The organism is Dickeya zeae NCPPB 2538, assembly GCF_000406165.1.
Taxonomy (GTDB): Bacteria; Pseudomonadota; Gammaproteobacteria; order Enterobacterales; family Enterobacteriaceae; genus Dickeya; species Dickeya zeae.
Window position 1 is genome coordinate 3,197,243 of record NZ_CM001977.1, and the last position, 18,188, is coordinate 3,215,430.

An 18,188-nucleotide genomic window follows, 5' to 3' on the forward strand; every position below is an offset into this window, starting at 1 on the left:
TTCTCAGCATAATATTATGAGAAATTGCCTTTAATTTTTTTGTAAAGAAATTAAACTTAATCGCTCAAGATAGGTTGAAATGATTAAGCCCAGAGAGTTTTTTCTTTGGGCTTATAATATAATTTACTGTTTTTTCTTCCTGGTGATGAAGGCCTTGCCGATAATTGCTGCATAAGCAATACATGCCTCAAGACCTTTTTTATCAGCAAGCTCTATGAGAAAGTGCCCTATTCTTTTTTCATCGAAGCCCTCTCTAATTAGTAGAGTTGTAACTTCATCGAGATCTAACTCATTGCTTTTTTTAATTTCATAATCGAAGCTACCTTGTAATTCACGTTCAATTGGTTTAGCTAACTTGGTAGCAGTGATATTTTCATTTTTAGGCATTGGTTCACTATTGCGAAGCTCTGGTATCTTAATAGTTTTCAAGTCGCCAATCTTGCATTTTATTAAAATCGTTTGACCAAAACTTAGTTTTAGCCACTGCCAACGGTGTGTTTTTGTTTGCCAGCTTTCATTTTTTAAAGGATTAGCATGCCCAAGTCCTAATACATAATAGTTACCAGTATCACTTTTTACCAAACTATCACTCTGAGTTTGGGGAGCAAGCCATTTATTAATTTTGGGGTAGCTAAAATTATTAACAGCCACGCCTTTAGAAATATTATTAAGGCGAATTGATTCATTTATGATATATTCACTATCCTGAATATCCCATTTGGGTATTTCATTATAGCAACCAATAATTGCTCCAGCCATACTTGCAATAGAATCTGTATCAGTGCCTAATTCATTAACACAAGTTACCATTGCATCATATGGCGATGACTCTCTGAAAAGATGACATAAAACGGCACTTGCGATAGCTGTGTTAGTTGCAGTACCCCTTCTTGATTCTTTGTTGCAATCCAAAACATCTATTGCAACCTTATACTTTTCTGAAGGATCGTTAATTTTATTGGTAGCATTAATTACTTTAGACAGATAATCTTTTGTTTCAATCCTAATACTTTCAATTTCATCAGATAATTTTTTTTGGCTTATACTTTCCCAATTCGGCAGCCAGAAATTCTTCAATTCATAGATACTGTTTATTCTCTCAGGGATTGATGAAAAGTCTTCAATTATATTTTGTAGGTCAGAGATATCCGCTGGCCGTTCATTTAATAATGCAAATTGTAGAGTGTCAGCATGCAGGATCGCTCCACAAACGGCTAATAAATTACCATGCGTTACAAGGGAATCTTTGATAACTGAAGCAATGTAACTTCTTTTAGATAGATATTTACAGCTCCACACATGAGGTTGTATTCTCATGGCTGTACCATTACCACCAGCATTAATATATTCGGTTCCATTGGTTTTATAAAAATTTGAAAACCAAGTAGTATCTTTTCGCATTAGATTGCTGGCTGCCCATTTTGTCGCTCGCCCAGCTCCAAGAGCATATGATAACCATACAGGAAGCTCAATTTTTGCGAATGACTCAATATCAAATTCGCCATTATCCCGAATAGCTCTTGATACAGCTAATCTTAGCTGGGTGTCATCAGAATATGTACCAGCAGGAAGGCTAACTGTTACACCAGTATACCCCCCAATCTTTCTATTCCAACCGACGGGTTTAAGCAAGTAAGTGTCTCCAACTCTGTGCCTTAAACCATTCTCATCAGTAAGCTCTGAAATCCATCCGATAGCATCACCAGCGGCCGCCCATAGTGCAGAGTTTATGGTTTTTTGTTCTCTGAGTAAGTTCATTTTACCCTCTTGGAATTATGTTAGGCACACCAGAAAATTTCTCTGGTGAAAGAATAACATTTACGTGTTGAAAACCCAAGCTTACTAATGTTCCATGGATCGAAGCTGCTTGCTCTCTATCTTGTACATAAACACACCTCAAGTATTCCATGCTAAGTGGATTTGGATACAAAATTTCGGCTTGCTCACAAGTAGGGAGATGTTTAGGTCTCCCATTGCGATTTATTGTGTTACCAAACCAGCGTATAATTCTCTCATTAAACATTGCTTGTAACCCTACAAGCCCAGCTGTCCTAACCACTCCAGTGTATATGTTATTTGTCGTTGTGAAGTAGACACCAGGGTGGGTTAATATTACCGAATCAAAAGACATTATGCACCACCATCGTTCTAAACATGTGAATCTATTTTTGGCAGATCTAAAATAGTGCGTATTAATTTCACTTATAGATAAATTAATATAATCCAACCAATCTTCATCTTTATTAAATGTTTCTTGTGCTTCTTTACGCTCAGTAGATACAGGCGTAGCGATATGACTTAAATATTGTTCCTCATCTAATGCCTTTCGCGAAAGCACTAATCTTTGGCTTGCACAACCTGTTAATCCTCTTTCGGTTGTAAAATGTAGAACTTCAGTAATGGCATTTTCTTCAATATACTGTTGAATACTCATTTAAAGATTTACCTCATCAAAAGTTCCTTGCGTAAAATAATCTACTAAATCTGACTTTTCAGATTCTTTATAGCCAATGACAACAGATTCTTTAGCCCTGCTAATTGCCATAGCAAGAAGCCGTCTTAATTGCTGCAACTTATCATCATGTTCATTATCTTGATGCTGCATATTCGCAATACTAAGGCCCAATATTATGACATGATCGAACTCAAGCCCTTTTGCTGAATTCATCGTAGAAAGTGCTATATTTTCTTGGCCTATAGGCCAAACTCTATTTTTAGTAATTATTATATAAGGCAGATTATGTGCTTTTAATTGCTTTTCAACTTCAGAAAACCAATTCCCCCCCTTAGGCTTGAGAAAAGCGACAGATTCATCTTCTAAATTAACATTTTGTTTAATGTAATCAATTGCATATTCAAGCTGCTGAGAATATAATCCTTTACATACTATCGGCTTTGGCCCATGTCTTGTAGTCTGCCTAAAGTCGCTGATACTTCCATCATCGTCAACCGTTAATCCATGAGTTATTGAAGCTGCGAAAGCTGCTATTTCAACAGTATTTCTATGGTTTTCATTTAATCTGAAGTAAGCTGCATTTCTCATATCCAATCCAGTTTCCGTCCATGTGAACCCTCTTGGATATAGCCGTTGTACAGTATCTATTACAAATGTAAGATAATAGTCCTCTTTAAGATGGTTTAATATCGCTCTTATTTGATTTGCTGAAAAGTCTTGAGTTTCATCTACAACAATTATATCATACTCCAAGCATTCGCTATTAATCATTTTTTCACATTGAGTATGCCAATCATCTACTTCTTGAGCCGCAAGATACGACTCGTACTCTCGTACAATATCAATTAACTTTTGCCGTGTTGGCCTTGTTACTTGTGGTGATAAACCTCGGCCAGTTCGTTCGGCAGTTAAATAACGATCTAAATCAGAAGCACGAAATCTTCCTCGTAAATAATCAATTTCACCAAGGATAAAATCGGTTTCATAACCCAATCCTGTACATTTTATTGTTAAGTATGCATCTCGATCATTATCATTAATGAGCGGCGTGTTAATATAGCGTCTCGTCCAATTAGCAAAAGTATCGTTTTCAACTTGCACTGGCATGGATCCAGCTTGGATACTGTTATTAAGTAATCCATCAATATATCCTGACAAAGTTCTATTAAAAGAAAGAACTAAAGCTTTAATTGGACTTTGATCGTTATCAATTCTTCGTCTAAAAGATAATGCATTTACAATTGCCGTTAACCGAAGCAAGGCACTTGTGGTTTTACCACTACCAGCTGCTCCGCGTATGACTACAACCCCAGAAATATTTCTACTAACTATTGGTAATTGCTCACGCGTTGCCTGAGGATTCGAAAGTATTTTCATTGTTATATCCTTGTAAATTATTTCTTTTATACATTATTTAACCTGTGACGAATTGATACAAATCCGTTCAATGTTCAATATATCATAATTATCTTATTTTCAATGTTTAAACATAAAAAAATCTATTTAAAATAATGATTAACTTTTAATTAATTGGTTTTTAAAACTACTCAATTACGTAATGGCGAAACATTGAACTATATGCTGCATGTGATTTAGCTTAGTGAGAATTAAATCCATTTAATCTCATCAATTACATAGCTAATGTTTACCAGAGGAAATTGAATCGCCACGGATAATCTAGACACTTCCGAGCCGTTGATAATATTGATTTTCATATTCCGTCGGTGGCATCTGATCACTCGAACCATGCCGAAGCTTACGGTTATAAAACATTTCGATGTAATCAAAAATATCTCTGCGTGCTTCTTCCCGTGTTCCGTAGACCTTTTTCTTTATCCGTTCACGCTTCAGTAGCTGGAAAAAGCTTTCTGCAACTGCGTTGTCGTGACAGTTACCACGACGGCTCATACTGCCTTCCAGACCGTGTGATTTCAGGAACGACTGCCACTCATGGCTTGTGTACTGACTACCTTGGTCAGAATGAACCAGCACCTGTTTTTGGGGATTACGTCGCCACACTGCCATCAAAAGCGCATTCAGAACAATATCTTTTGTCATCCGGGGTTGCATTGACCAGCCGATAACTTTGCGCGAGAACAGGTCAACAACTACGGCCAGATACAGCCAGCCTTCGTGGGTTCGGATATAAGTTATGTCCGTTACCCAACGTTTATCCGGTGCTTCCGGGTTAAACTGTCGCTGGAGCCTGTTGGGTGTCACGATACTGGCTTCACCTTTACACGCTCGTGGGCTTCGATACCCGACCTGAGCCTTTATCCCGGCACAATTCATCAGCCACCAGACCCGGTTAATCCCGCATCGCAGGTCGAGATGGATCTTACGGTAGCCATAAACGCAACCGGACTCCAGCCAGAACTGTTTGATTTGTCCTGTCAGTCTGAGATCCGCCTGATGCCGTGGTGAATGCGGCTGCTGAAGCCACGTGTAAAACCCACTCGGATGAACATTCAGCACCCGACAGAGTAGACGAACAGGCCAACAACAGGAGTTGTCACGGATAAAGGCGTACCTCAGTCGGACAGCTTTGCGAAGTACGCCGTGGCTTTTTTTAATATGTCCCGTTCGTCAGTAACCCGCTTCAGCTCATTCTGGAGTCGGCGGATCTCGGCCTGAGCATCTGACTGCTCTTTGTTGGTGGAAGAGTCCGGCCCGTATTTCTTTATCCAAGCATAAAGACTGTGGGTAGTGATATCGAGACGTGTTGCGACGCTGGAAACAGAATGGCCACGATCAACAACCTGTTTGACAGCTTCAATTTTAAACTCTTCAGGATAACGCTTACTGCTCATGTGTACCTCTCTTTAAGCCATTTTAAATGACTCTGAGGTGTCTGTTAAACCCGTGGCGATTCAAACATCGGAGTCGGAGTTGCTAATGATTTAACAAATGGGATATGCGGAGTGATGTTAATCATCAAAGCTGAGGCTTGGTGATAGCTATCAGTAAGGAGTGATTTTTTATACATCCTGCCATTTGAAAGCCGGATTTGTAGATAGTAATTACCGTTTCGTTGAAACATGTATGCCAGAGTTTTGTACCTCATGATCACTCTCTTTTTGTATCTTAGGTGCATTACACACGGACAAAAAGAAATGTAACCACATGAATACTAATTGGAATCTTGGCAACCTACGCTGGAATTATCCAGTTCAGGTAATACGGGTATTTCTCAGCCCGCTTTTCATAAAGGGGCACCCCGAGTCAACGAACGCTATTATTGGGAGTATCGAGTAAAAAGGTCAATCAACGTCAGCGAAACAGCGCTAAATAAGCTGTATTAAAACTCGCACTCAGCGCCCCCTTTCACCACCTCATACCTGAACAGGTATTCATAACGCCGCCTGGGCGATCAATCCCCTCAGCCATTGGTGTGCCTGATCGCGATGCCAGCGTTCATGCCAGTACATCGCCATCTCAAATCCCGGAAGCTCGATAGGCGCTGTCGCAACCTGTAGAACGGTCTGGCTGCGTAGCAACCGGGATGGCAGCATCGCTACAAGGTCGGTAGTGGTCAGTACTGACATCATGAACAGAAAATGTGGCACTGATAGCACCACTTTTCGTGTTAACCCTCTCTCCATCAGTGCGACATCGGTTGTACCGTGAAAACCACCGCCATCCGGCGACACTATCACATGTTCTAACTGACTGAACTGTTCCAGCGTTAATGAGCCACCTAACTGCGGGTGTCCAACCCTGCCAGCCAATACATAGTGTTCACGAAAGAGCACACGCCTGCGCATTGCCGGGTGCGCCATGTCACTGGTATGCAACGCCAGGTCGATATCGCCTTGTTCCATTCGCTGCAACATGGCGGACGGCGGTGTTTCCAGAATCGCCAGCCGGGTATGGGGTGCATCCTGACGCAGTTGGTTCATGACCGGCAGCAGAATCGTCGACTCGCCATAATCGAACGCCGATATCCGCCAGGTATTTTCGGCAGTCGCCGGATTAAACGGCGCGGAAGGCGCAATAGCCTGCTCAAGAGACTCCAGCGCCAGCCGCAATGGCTCCCGTAATGCATCCGCTCTGGCGGTGGGGGTCATGCCTCTGGGGCCGGGCAACAGTAGCGGATCATCAAAAATAGCGCGCAATCGCGCCAGCTGTACGCTCACCGACGGTTGGGACAGGTTAAGTCGTCGCGCGGCACGGGTGACATTGTGTTCTTCCAACAGTGCATCCAGCGTCAGCAACAGGTTCAGATCCAACCGCCTAATATTGTTCATGGCTATACCCAATATAGTAAACATTCATTTTAACTATATCAGACCACCTCCTATGCTGTGCTCCTGCCAATCAAGGAGACACGATAATGAAAGTATTACTGGTTTATGCTCATCCAGAACCCCGTTCACTCAACGGCTCACTGAAAAATGTCATCGTTAGCCATCTGGAAAACACCGGGCATCAGATTCAGGTGTCCGACCTGTACGCCATGCGTTGGAAAACGACGCTGGACGCCGATGACAACACAGAGCCCCACACTAATGCGCCTTTCCATCCATCGCTGGATTCGCAGCGCGCTTTCTCACAAGGAACACAGTCGCCGGATATCTCCGCCGAGCAGGATAAATTACGTTGGGCCGACACCGTCATCCTGCAATTTCCACTGTGGTGGTTCACCATGCCAGCGATTATGAAAGGCTGGATAGACCGGGTATACGCCTATGGTTTTGCCTACGGTGTCGGGGAACACTCGCAGACACATTGGGGAGATCGCTATGGCGAAGGGATGATGGCAGGCAAACGCGCCATGTTGCTGGTCACCACCGGAGGGTGGGAATCACACTATGGACCTCGCGGCATCAACGGGCCTATTGATGATGTGCTGTTTCCCATCCAGCACGGCATATTGTATTACCCCGGTTTTGAGGTGATGCCCCCCTTTGTGGTCTACCACACCAGCCGTATGGATGAAGCCCGCTACCAACACACCTGCGATGCGTTGAAGCAGCGTCTCGACACGCTGTGGCATGACACACCCATTCGTTTTCGGCGGCAAAACGCTGGGGACTACACCATCCCGGCGCTAACGCTAAAACCGGAGATTCAGCCGGGTGGCAGCGGCTTTGCGATTCATACGGATAATGCCTGAGGCAACTGGTGCGATAGCTCTTCCTCCAGCAGTTGTTTCAACCGCGCCGTGGCATCGGGCAGACTGGCGGGCGTCTGCAACAGGGCAACGCCTATTTCGGGCAATGGCGGCAACCGGTTATGGGTCGCTGCTGTGAGAGACGACGGCATGCCGACAGCAGAGCGTACCGTCACGCCCAATCCCGCATTCACCGCCGCCCAGATGCCGCTAAGACTGCGGCTGACAAACACCACCCGCCAGGGGATACCGGCCTTATCCAGTGCGTCGGTTCCCCGTCGGCGCATCAGGCACGGCGCTTCAAACATCACCAGTGGCAGCGGCCGTCCGGTCTCCAGATAGTCCGCTATCTCAAACGAGGGATGACGAATCCAGCGCATCGGCAGATGCGCCAGTGCGACAATACCCGGCATACTCTCCTCATCAAGCCAGCTTAACGCCAAATCGAGCTGTTGCTGGCTTATCGCCTCACACAGCTCGCGGTTGCGGGCAATGCGGGCGCTGATCTGTACCCCCGGATAGGCGCGGGCGAAACGGCCGAGCACATCCGGCATCAAACTTTCACCAAAATCTTCCTGCATACCGAACCGCACTTCCCCTTCAACACGCGCTCCGCGCACGGCATGCATGGCCTCGTCATTGACCGCCAGAATTTTATGGGCGTAATTCAACAAAATCTCGCCGCTATCCGTGAGCTTCAGGTGACGCCCCTCCTTACGCAGCAAAGTGGCATCACATTGCTGCTCCAGCTTTTTCAGATGCGCGCTCACTGCGGATGTTGAACGGCTAAGCTGCTGCGCGGCCAGCGCAAAGCTGCCTAACTCCACCCCAGCGACAAAACTGCGCAGCGCATCCAGATCCAACGTGACGAGTCTTTTCATGTTTTTAATCCTGATTTTCAGGACGATTAGTGCTGAATATTTCGATTTTAAAAACCATAACACAAAGACACAATCCCTTCATCGCCATGAACAGAACACCACAGGAGAATGCTATGTCACAGCCGCTTACCCGCGAAACACTGCAACATGTCGCCCCGAAACTGGCACAACTCAGCAACGACGTCTTGTTTGACGATATCTGGCAGCGGCCGAACCTTTCTGCACGCGACCGCAGCCTGATCACCGTTGCTGCACTGATAGCGCTGAACCGCCCGAACCAATTGTCCTGGCACCTTGATTTCGCCAGCCGTAATGGCTTGCACCATGATGAGCTGGTGGAAGCCATCACGCACCTGGCGTTTTACGCAGGCTGGCCTGCCGCTGTCTCGGCGCTGGAATGCCTGTCACAGGAGGGATAAACATGCCGTTTACCCGCATTATCGTTCAGGCCGGGCGTCCCTCGCATGAATTGCACCAGATTGCCGACCTGTTTCATCAGGCATTGGTAGAAGAATTTGACGTTCCCGCCGATGACCGCTTCCAGGTTATCGAAGAGCGACCTGCCGGGATGTTGCATTACGCATCACATTATCAGGCCGGTACGCGCTCCGAACGTTATACGCTCTTTCACATTACGGCGGGCAAGCCACGCAGCCGCGAGCAAAAACGCGGTTTTTACCGGCGATTGCAACAGTTGTTGCACACACAACTCGCACTGCCACCCGATGATGTGATGGTCGTTATCCAGTTCACTACGCCGGACGACTGGAGTTTCAGCCGCGGCGTCATGTATCAACAGGAGGCATGATGATCGTCATGCAATACAGTTTTGTCCTGCCAGCGGACTACGATATGGATACGATCGAACAACGCATTGCCAGGAATGGGGCGAAGCTGGACGGGTTTGCCGGATTACTGTTTAAAGCCTATCTGTACGCAAAACGTCACGATCCGGATATTCCCTCGGTTGCCAACCTATACGCACCGCTTTATGTCTGGAAACACAGTCAGGGGATGGCGGCATTTTTGCAAAGTCCCGGTTTTGCCGCGCTGACGCGAGACTTTGGCTGGCCGCAGATCGATTGCTGGCTGGCGGGCAACATACCGCAACCCAGCGAGGTGAAAGCGGGGGCTATCGCCCAGCGTGTCATCACACCGATTCCGCCTTATAGCCACCTGCCGGACTGGCTGAGTGGCGACACGCAAGCGATGCTGACGGCATGGGATGTCAGCCACTGGCGTCAATTGCAGATGGATTTTTTGCCCTTGTCCGCAGCGGCCACCACGGCGGGTGACAGCACACAGCGCTACCGTATCGGTTACGTTGCCTGTTAACCACATCTTGACCACATCATTGCATCAGCGGGGTACAACGCTACCCCGCTGTTTCACACGGTGTGGTGATAGACCGCTTCGATGTTGTAGCCATCCGGGTCACGCACAAAAGCAGCATAATAATCAGGGTGATATTGAGCACGCACGCCGGGCTGGCCATTATCCACCCCACCCGCCGCTACCGCAGCGGCAAAAAAGGCATCGACCTCGGCGCGAGATTCGGCACTGAAAGCAAAATGCGTTGTCGGCGGTGATGACAGCTCACCTTGAAAAATCCAGAATTCACCACCCGGATCGGAAGACTGCCCGTATCCCATCAACACGCCAAAGCTCACGGCGAATTTCATGTCTTTGACCTGCTCATAACCGAGCGGCTTTAACGCCTGTTCATAAAACTGACGGCTACGCCGTAGATCAGACACCGGAATACTCAGATGATCCAGCATACTTCCTCCCTCTGGCGATTGAATTTTGTGGTTTTTCGCTCCCGTTCGCCTCCGGCGCGACGCGGAAATACCAACATAATCGCGTTAACAGCGAGAAAAGATGATCCAGATCTATAAAAATCGCTTATTTATTCATTAAAAGTGATTTTTTATTTATTCACTACCGTCATGACATCACCACCACTCCCCCCCTTGCTCCATTGCCAGAGAACAGCAACCTGCGCAGATGTGGCTACATCAGCGTTTACTCTTCATGCCTTGTTGCTTTGTCGTACCCCAGGCGGCCGATAAACGGCAAGCGCAAGGCTGGCGGATTGAACTCCACGCCCAGATTGGCACTTAATATATTGATTTCAAGTCCCTCTTCCGCGCCGACGGTCAGACCCAATATCCCCAGTAACGATACCTGAATGCCCCTTCCTGACGGCGGTAATCCAACCGGGTGTGTCAACGCGCGGAAATCCTTACCGATGGCATTGGCTGGCAGATCCAGTTTCAGTTCGGGGACTTCGCGGCCGATATGTGCCATGAAAGTATTGCTATTCGGGCCGGGCCAGGCGTGATAAGTATGCGGCCAGGGGTAGCTGCTAATTGCCGCTTCTATTTTCGGGATCATCGCTGCCGCTCCCGCCCCACGATGTTCAACCAGCAGCCGCGGCATTGAACCGAACCAAAACCCGTCAGGCACGGAATCGTTACGACGCACGACATCATCACCGCCCCAACCGATCACTTCATAACGCTGGTAACGGGTTTCACCGGCTTTTTTGACGATGATCCAGGGATGGACCGCCACCAGACCGCGCCAGCCGTAAGTGGGTGCAGCATAGACCTGTACGATGGCAATATGACTCAACGCCACAGGATCCGGCGCGATACCGGCGGAGTCTCGTCGAGCGGTCCAAACCCCCTGACTGGAGAAACGCGCCTTATCCTCGCTCCATGAAACTTGCGCCAGGCTACGACCAAACGACAACACCACGACAGCAATAAAGACGAAACCCAATACCTTGAGATAATTCATCGATGCGGTTTTCTCCAGAAACAGGCGGGCAAGTGCACGGGCAAGAGTGCATCATGGCGATAACGATCATTGCGGTAACATAGAGTGCCAGGCACCAATAACCAAGAGAAAAATCATTGATGAATACTGAGATAGCGTTATCCGCCAGCCAGCAAAATAGCAATATTCTTCGCCTTGCCACCGCTCAGGCGCTGGCGGGTGCCAACTCAGTTGTGTTTTACACCACGGGCGCGATTGTCGGTAATGCGATTGCCCCTGACAGCACGCTGGCTACCCTGCCGATAACGGTGTTTGTTTTGGGGATGGCGGCGTGCATTTTGCCGTTCGGCGCACTGGCCAAAAGGCAAGGCCGCAAAGCCGTGTTTATGGCAGGGACAGGGGCTGGTATCGCCACGGGGCTGACGGCCGCGTTGGCGGTGGTCATGGGTTCTTTTTTGCTGTTTTGCCTCGCTGCATTTATGGGCGGTGCCTATGCCGCAGTAGCACTCTCGTTTCGTTTTGCGGCGACAGACGGCGTGGCGAAAGAGCGGCGGGCACGTGCCCTTTCTCTGGTCATGGGCGGGGGTGTGCTGGCTGGCGTTATCGGCCCGATGCTGGTCACCAGCACGATGAATTTCTGGCCCCCTCATACCTTTGCCATCACCTTTATCGCACAGGCGCTGGTTGCCGCCGTATCCGCGCTGGTGCTGCTTGGCGTCACCTCACCCGAACCGGTAGCGCACACCCAAGCCGGTGGCCGCCCGCTGCGTGAAATTGTTCGCCAGCCCGGTTTTTCCCGCACGGTATTTAGCGGTGCCGTTTCTTATATGGTGATGAATTTTCTGATGACGGCTGCGCCGCTTTCCATGCACATGCACGGCATTTCCCAACACGCCTCGAATCTGGGTATCCAATGGCATGTGATTGCCATGTACGCACCGGGCTTTTTTACCGGCAAACTGATCCACCACTTCGGTGCCAGACGTGTTAGCGCTGCGGGTTTAGTTATCACCGGGTTGTCAGTCATGGCAGGGTTGGCCGGAACCGACGTCATGCATTACTGGCTGTCACTGATTTTACTGGGCATTGGCTGGAACTTTGGTTTTACCGGCGCGTCGGCGAAAATTATTGACTATCACCGCCCAGAGGAAAAAACGCAGGTGCAGTCGTTTAACGATTTTATCGTCTTTGGCGTCATGATCGTCGGGTCTTTCTCCTCCGGTGCATTGCTGAATCTTTTTGGCTGGAATGCCGTACTGTGGGGGGCGCTGGTGCCAGTGATAGCCGCCTTTCTGGCCTCGGTCATCGGGAAAAAAACCAACGCGCCAGCTCCTGCGCCATAACCGCAGAGTGAAGATAGCCACTTAATGGTAGCCAATATGTCCAGAAAAATTATTTAACCGAATTGTCCAGACAAATCCGCCATCAGGACTTATAAGAGTAATGAGGGTCAGGTAGCGCGCTAATCACACGCGCCTGCCCAACTTCATTCAGTGTTAAAATATTCGTAATATATTAAATAAGATAGTTTTCAGCGGATACCTTCTATGTCCTACTCCATCGGCGAATTTGCCAGACTTTGCGGTATTAACGCCACGACGCTCAGGGCATGGCAGAGTCGCTACGGTCTGCTCAAGCCGCTGCGCACCGAAGGTGGGCATCGGTTATACAGTGATGCGGATGTTCAACAAGCGCTGAAAATCCTCGACTGGGTAAAAAAAGGGGTTCCGGTCAGCCAGGTCAAACCATTGCTGGAACGTCCGCAAGCGCGGCGAAGCAATAACTGGGCAACCTTACAGGAAACGATGCTCCTGCGCCTTAAAGAAGGCCGCATCGAATCGCTGCGCCAGCTTATCTACGACACGGGCCGCGAATACCCCAGGCCGGAAATGGTCGATGAGGTGTTACGCCCGCTGCGACGCCAGGTATCGGCCAATACCCCCGCCATGATGACGCTGCGCGAAATACTTGATGGCCTGATTATTTCCTACACGTCGTTTTGCCTCGAAGGTGACAGAAAAGCACCTGGCGACAATTACCTGATTGGCGGCTGGCAATTGACTGACCCGTGCGAGATCTGGCTGGAAGCGCTAAAACGCACCGGACAGGGCCACCGCATTCATGTCCTGCCGCTTTCGCCTGCCATACCTGCACCGGAAATTTTCCCCGACAGGCAATGGTTGCTGGTCACCAGCGGAAAGCTCACCGTGGCGCGAAAAAAGCAAATCGACAAGTGGCGTGAACACGTGGCGTCACTGGAAATTATCTTATTACAGGCCTCCACCGTCGCCTAAACGCAGCCTTACCCCTGCTGAAAACCGCTACCGCATTCGTCTGCCGCCAGCGTTTCACGGTTAACCACTCTCGCTGACAGGCTATCTCCCGACAAATCACCACACATCCTCCATCAGAATCACCGGTTCTGATGGTTTTTTAATTTGTTGATTTTAAATAACTATGAAATTTAATTCCGAAAAACTTAGACAAAAAATTAACTTTGTGTAAGTTTTATCTATATGGCTTTGATTCAGGATTGCCCTGGATAAGGGTAACGCGCATGAGCACACTACAACCTGTATTCAATGAGTTTGCTGACTTTTATGCCTCGCTGGCTACCCAACCGCTGGAGAGGCTGTCTGCGCTCTATCACCCGGATGCCGTACTGACCGATCCATTTGGACAGCATCAAGGGCTACCGGCCATCCAGCGCTATTTCTCGACCCTGCTGGAAAACACCCGTTACTGTTATTTCACCGTCGATACCCCGCTCTTTGACGCTCAGCGCTTCGCCGTAAGCTGGACGATGCACTGGTCACACCCCCGTATCGCGGGGGGAAACATGTTGTCTTTGGCAGGGTGCTCCCTCATCGACGTAGAACATCAACACCACCATCAAGCCCGTATCACATACCAGCGTGATTACTACGACGCCGGAGAAATGCTCTACGAACATCTTCCGGTACTGGGGTGGGCGCTTCGCCACGTGAAGAAGAAGGTTCGCTCATCATGACAACCGTACTGATTACCGGGGCCAGTTCAGGCATTGGCGAAGCGCTGGCGAAATCCTGGGCCGATGATGGCCACACCGTTATTGCTTGCGGCAGGGATATCGAGCGCCTGAGCGCACTGAGTCAGTACAGTCCGCATATCACCGTTCGTCAATTCGATATGACAAATAGTCAGGCTTGCCATGCGGCACTGGCCGATTGCCGCGTCAATCTGGCCGTGCTCTGCGCCGGTACCTGTGAATATATCGACCACGGTGTTATCGACCCGGAACGGGTATCGCGGGTCATGAACACCAATTTCATAGGCCCAATCAATTGCCTGTCAGCCTTGCAGGGGCAACTGGTTCCCGGCAGCCGTGTGGTGCTGGTGAGTTCTATGGCGCACTGGCTCCCCTTCCCGCGGGCAGAGGCATACGGCGCGTCGAAAGCCGCGCTGAGCTGGTTTGCTGAAAGCCTGCGGCTGGACTGGGAACCCAAGGGCATCGCCGTCACCGTCGTTTCGCCAGGCTTTGTCGATACCCCGCTTACCCGTAAGAACGATTTTTCGATGCCCGGCCTCGTCACCGTTGAACAGGCAGTAACAGCGATACGACGCGGTATTACGGCAGGGAAATCACATATCGCCTTTCCAGCCGGGTTTGGCGCACTGCTGCGTCTGCTGTCGTGGCTCCCCGGCATCGCTCAACGCGCACTGTTGCGCAGGATGGTAAGACCATGAAAATCGCTATTATCGGCAGTGGCATCGCCGGGTTGACCTGTGCATGGCGGCTGGCCGGGCACCATGACGTCATCATGCTGGAAGCTGGCCCCATCCCCGGTGGTCACACCGCCACGGTGGATGTCACCACGCCCTCGGGCACCTATGCCATCGATACCGGTTTCATCGTCTATAACGATCGCACCTACCCGCGCTTTATGGGGCTATTGAGCGAACTGGGTATCAGCGGGCAGAAAACGGAAATGAGCTTTTCGGTGCATAACCCGGCGAGTGGGCTTGAGTATAACGGCCACTCACTGCGTTCACTGTTTGCGCAGCGCAGCAATCTGGTTAACCCCCGATTTTGGGGGCTGTTAAAAGACATCGTCCGCTTTAATCGTCTGGCGAAACAGGCGGTGACGCAACCGGTCGATGACGACGAAACACTGCACAGCTTTTTGTCACGCCACAAATTTAGCGCCTTTTTCGCCCGTCACTATATTTTGCCGATGGGGGCGGCGATCTGGTCCTCTTCCTTGCAGGAGATGCGCCGTTTTCCACTCGCCCTGTTTTTGCGCTTTTTTGAAAACCACGGGCTGCTGGATATTACGCAGCGCCCGCAGTGGTACGTGGTGCCCGGCGGCTCGCGGGAATACGTTCGCGCCCTGCTCAGCCAGTTGGAAAACCGCTTCACGCTTTGCGTCAACTCGCCGGTGCAACGCGTCGTACGCCACGAACAGGGGGTGGATATCTGCCTGGCAGACAACACCATGACCGTCGATCAGGTGATTTTCGCCTGCCACTCCGGGCAGGCACTTGCTCTGCTTGATGAACCCAGCCGCGAAGAGACGGAGATTCTGGGGGATATCGGCTGGCAACGTAACGAGGTGGTGTTGCACAGCGATAAACGCTGGCTACCGGTGCGGCCTGCCGCCTGGGCCAGTTGGAACTATCGCCTGCCTCACGACGATCAGGCCAGTGCCTGTGTCACCTACAACATGAATATCTTACAAGGGTTACCAGAGGGTAGCCCCTTGTTCTGCGTCACCCTCAATCCTGACGCCCCGATTGATGAGCGCGATGTGTGGCAGCGTTTTGTCTATGAGCACCCACTGTTTACGCCGAAAAGCTGGCGGGCGCAGTCACGACGCGCCGAAATCAACGGCCTGCGACGTAGCTGGTTTTGTGGGGCTTACTGGTACAACGGGTTCCACGAAGATGGGGTACGCAGCGCGCTGGATGTGGTTAAGGGCATCGCCGATGGGAGGAACGATGAATAGCTGTCTCTATCGCGGCGTGTTGCGCCACCGGCGCTGGCAGCCGCGCGCGCATCAGTTTTGTTATGACGTCTTTCTGGCCTATCTGGATCTCGACGACCTGGATAATCTGCCGTCGTTAGGCATCCGCCGTAATCAATTTGCCACCGTCGCCTTTTACGACAGCGACTACCCGCTGGGTACGCCGCTCAAAGAAAACGCCTTGAGTCGTCTGGCGGCACTGACCGGTGAACGCCCTGACGGCAAAGTGATGCTGTTAACCCAGTTGCGCTATCTGGGCTTTCATTTTAACCCGGTGAATTTTTATTACTGCTTTGACGCCAGTGAAACCCTGCGCTGGATCCTGGCGGAAGTGCGCAACACTCCGTGGAATGAACGGCACTATTACGCGGTTAACGCCCAAGAGACCCGCCCCATCGCCAAAGCGTTTCACGTTTCTCCGTTCAACCCGATGGATATGGTCTATCACTGGCGGTTTAATTGCCCCGGTAAAACGCTGCATATGCACATCGAAAATCATCAAACCGTGGATGAAAACCAGCAGGATGAAAAAGTATTCGATGCCACGCTGACGCTATCGCGTAAGCCATTAACCCCCCTGCACTTGCGCCAGATGCAAATTAGCATCCCCGTCATGACACTGAAGACCGTGGTGGCGATCTACTGGCAGGCGCTGTTGTTGTGGCTCAAGCGTGTGCCAATTCATAACCACCCCACCAGCAGGAGTGAACGCTCATGACTGACCCCGTTTTTGCGCTTGAGTCCGATGTACCGCGCACAGCAACGATTCGCTTTGCACGCTGGCTGTTGTTCCGCCTGTTGGCGGGTATACAGCAAGGTTCGCTGACCCTCCACGAAGGCAACCAGAGCGTCCATTTTGGTGATACCGCCTCGCCCCTGCGTGCCGAGGTCAACATCCTTTCACCCGGTATTTACGCCCGCCTGCTGACCGGCGGTAGCATCGCGGCGGCGGAGTCCTGGATGGAGGGTGAGTGGGAAACCGATCAGCTCACCGAACTACTGCAAATCATGGCCGCGAATGCCGGGGTACTGAGTCGGCTGGAAAATGGCTTTCGTGTGCTGGGCCAACCCTTTCAGCGACTGTGGCACTGGACGCGTCGCAATCGTCGCCAGCAGGCACGCGAAAACATCGCCGCCCATTACGATCTCGGGAATACGTTTTACCAGCAGTTTCTTGATGAAGGACTGCTCTATTCCAGCGCGTTATTCACCCCCGACACGCCGGATCTCGCCAGTGCGCAGCAAGCCAAAATGCGGCGTTTGTGCGAAGAGCTGGCACTGACGCCGGACGATCACCTGCTTGAAATTGGCACTGGCTGGGGGGCACTGGCGGAGTTCGCGGCACGTCATTACGGCTGCCGGGTCACCACCACCACGCTTTCTCAGGAGCAGTATCACTATGCGCTGGCACGTATCGCCCAGGCAGGCCTGCAAGACCGGGTGACAGTGCTGTTGTGCGACTACCGCGATCTCACCGGTCAGTTCGACAAACTGGTGTCCGTCGAAATGATTGAAGCGGTCGGCAAAGCGTTTCTGCCACAGTTTTTCAAGACCTGTCAGGCGCGCCTGCGTCCGGGTGGGAAAATGGCGATTCAGGCCATCACCATTCAGGATCAGCGCTATCACGATTACAGCAAGAGCGTTGATTTCATTCAGCGCTACATTTTCCCCGGCGGCTTTTTACCCAGCGTCACCGCCATCAGTTCCCTGATGACGCGCCATACCGATTTTGTACTGCGTAACCTGTTCGATATGGGGCCGCACTACGCCAAAACGCTGGCACACTGGCGACAGCGCTTCCTGCTGGCCTGGCCGGAAATAGAGCGGCTGGGGTTCGACACCCGGTTTCGTCGCATGTGGTTGTACTACTTCGGCTACTGCGAAGCTGGATTTAACGCGCGCACCATCAGCGTGGTGCAATTGACCGCCGAGCGGGTGTGACATGCAGGCGC

At 50.3% G+C, this 18,188-nt stretch carries 19 protein-coding genes, 1 pseudogene and 1 riboswitch; of the genes and pseudogenes, 11 read left to right on the forward strand and 9 right to left on the reverse strand.

What is annotated here, in order from left to right; all coding sequences use genetic code 11:
* Window positions 1-123 precede the first annotated feature (123 nt).
* The 6 genes and pseudogenes from DZE2538_RS13980 to DZE2538_RS14000 all read right to left on the reverse strand — a co-directional run bounded on the left by DZE2538_RS13980 (window position 124) and on the right by DZE2538_RS14000 (window position 6,702).
* Window positions 124-1,758, reverse strand: coding sequence for an ADP-ribosylglycohydrolase family protein (locus tag DZE2538_RS13980; RefSeq protein ID WP_038916609.1), 1,635 nt, complete (start codon window positions 1,756-1,758; stop codon window positions 124-126).
* 1 nt (window position 1,759) lies between these two features.
* Window positions 1,760-2,434 carry a DarT ssDNA thymidine ADP-ribosyltransferase family protein gene (locus DZE2538_RS20455; RefSeq protein WP_071603586.1) on the reverse strand — a complete coding sequence of 225 codons (675 nt, stop codon included), beginning with the start codon at window positions 2,432-2,434 and terminating at the stop codon, window positions 1,760-1,762.
* Window positions 2,435-3,832 carry a 3'-5' exonuclease gene (locus DZE2538_RS13985; RefSeq protein ID WP_038916610.1) on the reverse strand — a complete coding sequence of 466 codons (1,398 nt, stop codon included), beginning with the start codon at window positions 3,830-3,832 and terminating at the stop codon, window positions 2,435-2,437.
* Window positions 3,833-4,132: 300 nt separating this feature from the next.
* Window positions 4,133-5,265, reverse strand: a protein-coding gene (locus DZE2538_RS13990; protein WP_152486144.1) for an IS3 family transposase whose coding sequence is annotated in 2 segments (ribosomal slippage) — window positions 4,133-5,016 and window positions 5,016-5,265 — 1,134 coding nt in all. Because the reading frame shifts where the segments join, the coding sequence is not laid out codon by codon here.
* A gap of 62 nt (window positions 5,266-5,327) precedes the next feature.
* Window positions 5,328-5,519: pseudogene (locus tag DZE2538_RS21285) on the reverse strand (integrase); the annotation flags it as partial.
* A 67-nt stretch (window positions 5,520-5,586) separates the two neighbouring features.
* A riboswitch (TPP riboswitch) is annotated at window positions 5,587-5,685 on the reverse strand.
* Window positions 5,686-5,805: 120 nt separating this feature from the next.
* Complete coding sequence (locus DZE2538_RS14000) at window positions 5,806-6,702, reverse strand: LysR family transcriptional regulator (RefSeq protein WP_038916613.1); 897 nt, start codon at window positions 6,700-6,702, stop codon at window positions 5,806-5,808.
* Between the two features lie 86 nt (window positions 6,703-6,788).
* Here DZE2538_RS14000 and DZE2538_RS14005 point away from each other — a divergent pair, with 86 nt between their 5' ends.
* The gene (locus DZE2538_RS14005; RefSeq protein WP_038916614.1) at window positions 6,789-7,571 is read left to right on the forward strand and encodes an NAD(P)H-dependent oxidoreductase; all 783 of its coding nucleotides are present in this window, start codon (window positions 6,789-6,791) and stop codon (window positions 7,569-7,571) included.
* Here DZE2538_RS14005 and DZE2538_RS14010 read toward each other — a convergent pair.
* Window positions 7,553-8,449, reverse strand: a complete 897-nt coding sequence (locus DZE2538_RS14010) for a LysR substrate-binding domain-containing protein (protein WP_023640442.1) — start codon at window positions 8,447-8,449, stop codon at window positions 7,553-7,555. The two genes, DZE2538_RS14005 and DZE2538_RS14010, sit on opposite strands and share 19 nt — an antisense overlap.
* A 113-nt stretch (window positions 8,450-8,562) precedes the next feature.
* Between DZE2538_RS14010 and DZE2538_RS14015 the strand changes: the two genes are divergently transcribed.
* From DZE2538_RS14015 to DZE2538_RS14025, 3 genes are read left to right on the forward strand one after another with little or no spacing between them, the layout of a single operon-like run.
* Entirely contained in the window at window positions 8,563-8,868 is a 306-nt protein-coding gene (locus DZE2538_RS14015) for a carboxymuconolactone decarboxylase family protein (protein WP_019844869.1), read from the forward strand.
* A gap of 2 nt (window positions 8,869-8,870) precedes the next feature.
* A complete protein-coding gene (locus tag DZE2538_RS14020) occupies window positions 8,871-9,257 on the forward strand; it encodes a tautomerase family protein (protein WP_038916615.1) in 387 nt (128 codons plus the stop codon).
* Window positions 9,254-9,784 carry a DUF4865 family protein gene (locus DZE2538_RS14025; RefSeq protein ID WP_227469902.1) on the forward strand — a complete coding sequence of 177 codons (531 nt, stop codon included), beginning with the start codon at window positions 9,254-9,256 and terminating at the stop codon, window positions 9,782-9,784. Before DZE2538_RS14020 ends, DZE2538_RS14025 begins: the two co-directional genes overlap by 4 nt.
* Before the next feature lie 53 nt (window positions 9,785-9,837).
* Here DZE2538_RS14025 and DZE2538_RS14030 read toward each other — a convergent pair whose 3' ends face one another.
* Entirely contained in the window at window positions 9,838-10,230 is a 393-nt protein-coding gene (locus DZE2538_RS14030; RefSeq protein WP_019844866.1) for a VOC family protein, read from the reverse strand.
* Window positions 10,231-10,474: 244 nt separating this feature from the next.
* Entirely contained in the window at window positions 10,475-11,254 is a 780-nt protein-coding gene (locus tag DZE2538_RS14035) for a DUF3750 domain-containing protein (protein WP_038916616.1), read from the reverse strand.
* Window positions 11,255-11,373: 119 nt separating this feature from the next.
* On the opposite strand from DZE2538_RS14035, the gene DZE2538_RS14040 reads away from it, so the two are divergent.
* The 7 genes from DZE2538_RS14040 (at window position 11,374) to DZE2538_RS14070 (ending at window position 18,177) form a co-directional block, all read left to right on the forward strand.
* Window positions 11,374-12,576: an MFS transporter gene (locus DZE2538_RS14040; RefSeq protein ID WP_038914404.1), complete on the forward strand. Its 1,203-nt coding sequence runs from the start codon at window positions 11,374-11,376 to the stop codon at window positions 12,574-12,576.
* Between the two features lie 204 nt (window positions 12,577-12,780).
* Complete coding sequence (locus DZE2538_RS14045; RefSeq protein WP_019844863.1) at window positions 12,781-13,527, forward strand: MerR family transcriptional regulator; 747 nt, start codon at window positions 12,781-12,783, stop codon at window positions 13,525-13,527.
* Window positions 13,528-13,790: 263 nt separating this feature from the next.
* Window positions 13,791-14,243, forward strand: a complete 453-nt coding sequence (locus DZE2538_RS14050; RefSeq protein WP_038916617.1) for a nuclear transport factor 2 family protein — start codon at window positions 13,791-13,793, stop codon at window positions 14,241-14,243.
* Window positions 14,240-14,959 (forward strand): SDR family NAD(P)-dependent oxidoreductase, encoded by a 720-nt coding sequence (locus DZE2538_RS14055; protein ID WP_019844861.1) that lies wholly within the window; start codon window positions 14,240-14,242, stop codon window positions 14,957-14,959. The genes DZE2538_RS14050 and DZE2538_RS14055 overlap by 4 nt, the downstream gene beginning before the upstream one ends.
* A complete protein-coding gene (locus DZE2538_RS14060; RefSeq protein ID WP_038916618.1) occupies window positions 14,956-16,218 on the forward strand; it encodes an NAD(P)/FAD-dependent oxidoreductase in 1,263 nt (420 codons plus the stop codon). Before DZE2538_RS14055 ends, DZE2538_RS14060 begins: the two co-directional genes overlap by 4 nt.
* Complete coding sequence (locus DZE2538_RS14065; RefSeq protein ID WP_023640449.1) at window positions 16,211-16,954, forward strand: DUF1365 domain-containing protein; 744 nt, start codon at window positions 16,211-16,213, stop codon at window positions 16,952-16,954. Before DZE2538_RS14060 ends, DZE2538_RS14065 begins: the two co-directional genes overlap by 8 nt.
* Window positions 16,951-18,177 (forward strand): SAM-dependent methyltransferase, encoded by a 1,227-nt coding sequence (locus DZE2538_RS14070; RefSeq protein ID WP_019844858.1) that lies wholly within the window; start codon window positions 16,951-16,953, stop codon window positions 18,175-18,177. The genes DZE2538_RS14065 and DZE2538_RS14070 overlap by 4 nt, the downstream gene beginning before the upstream one ends.
* Window positions 18,178-18,188 lie beyond the last annotated feature (11 nt).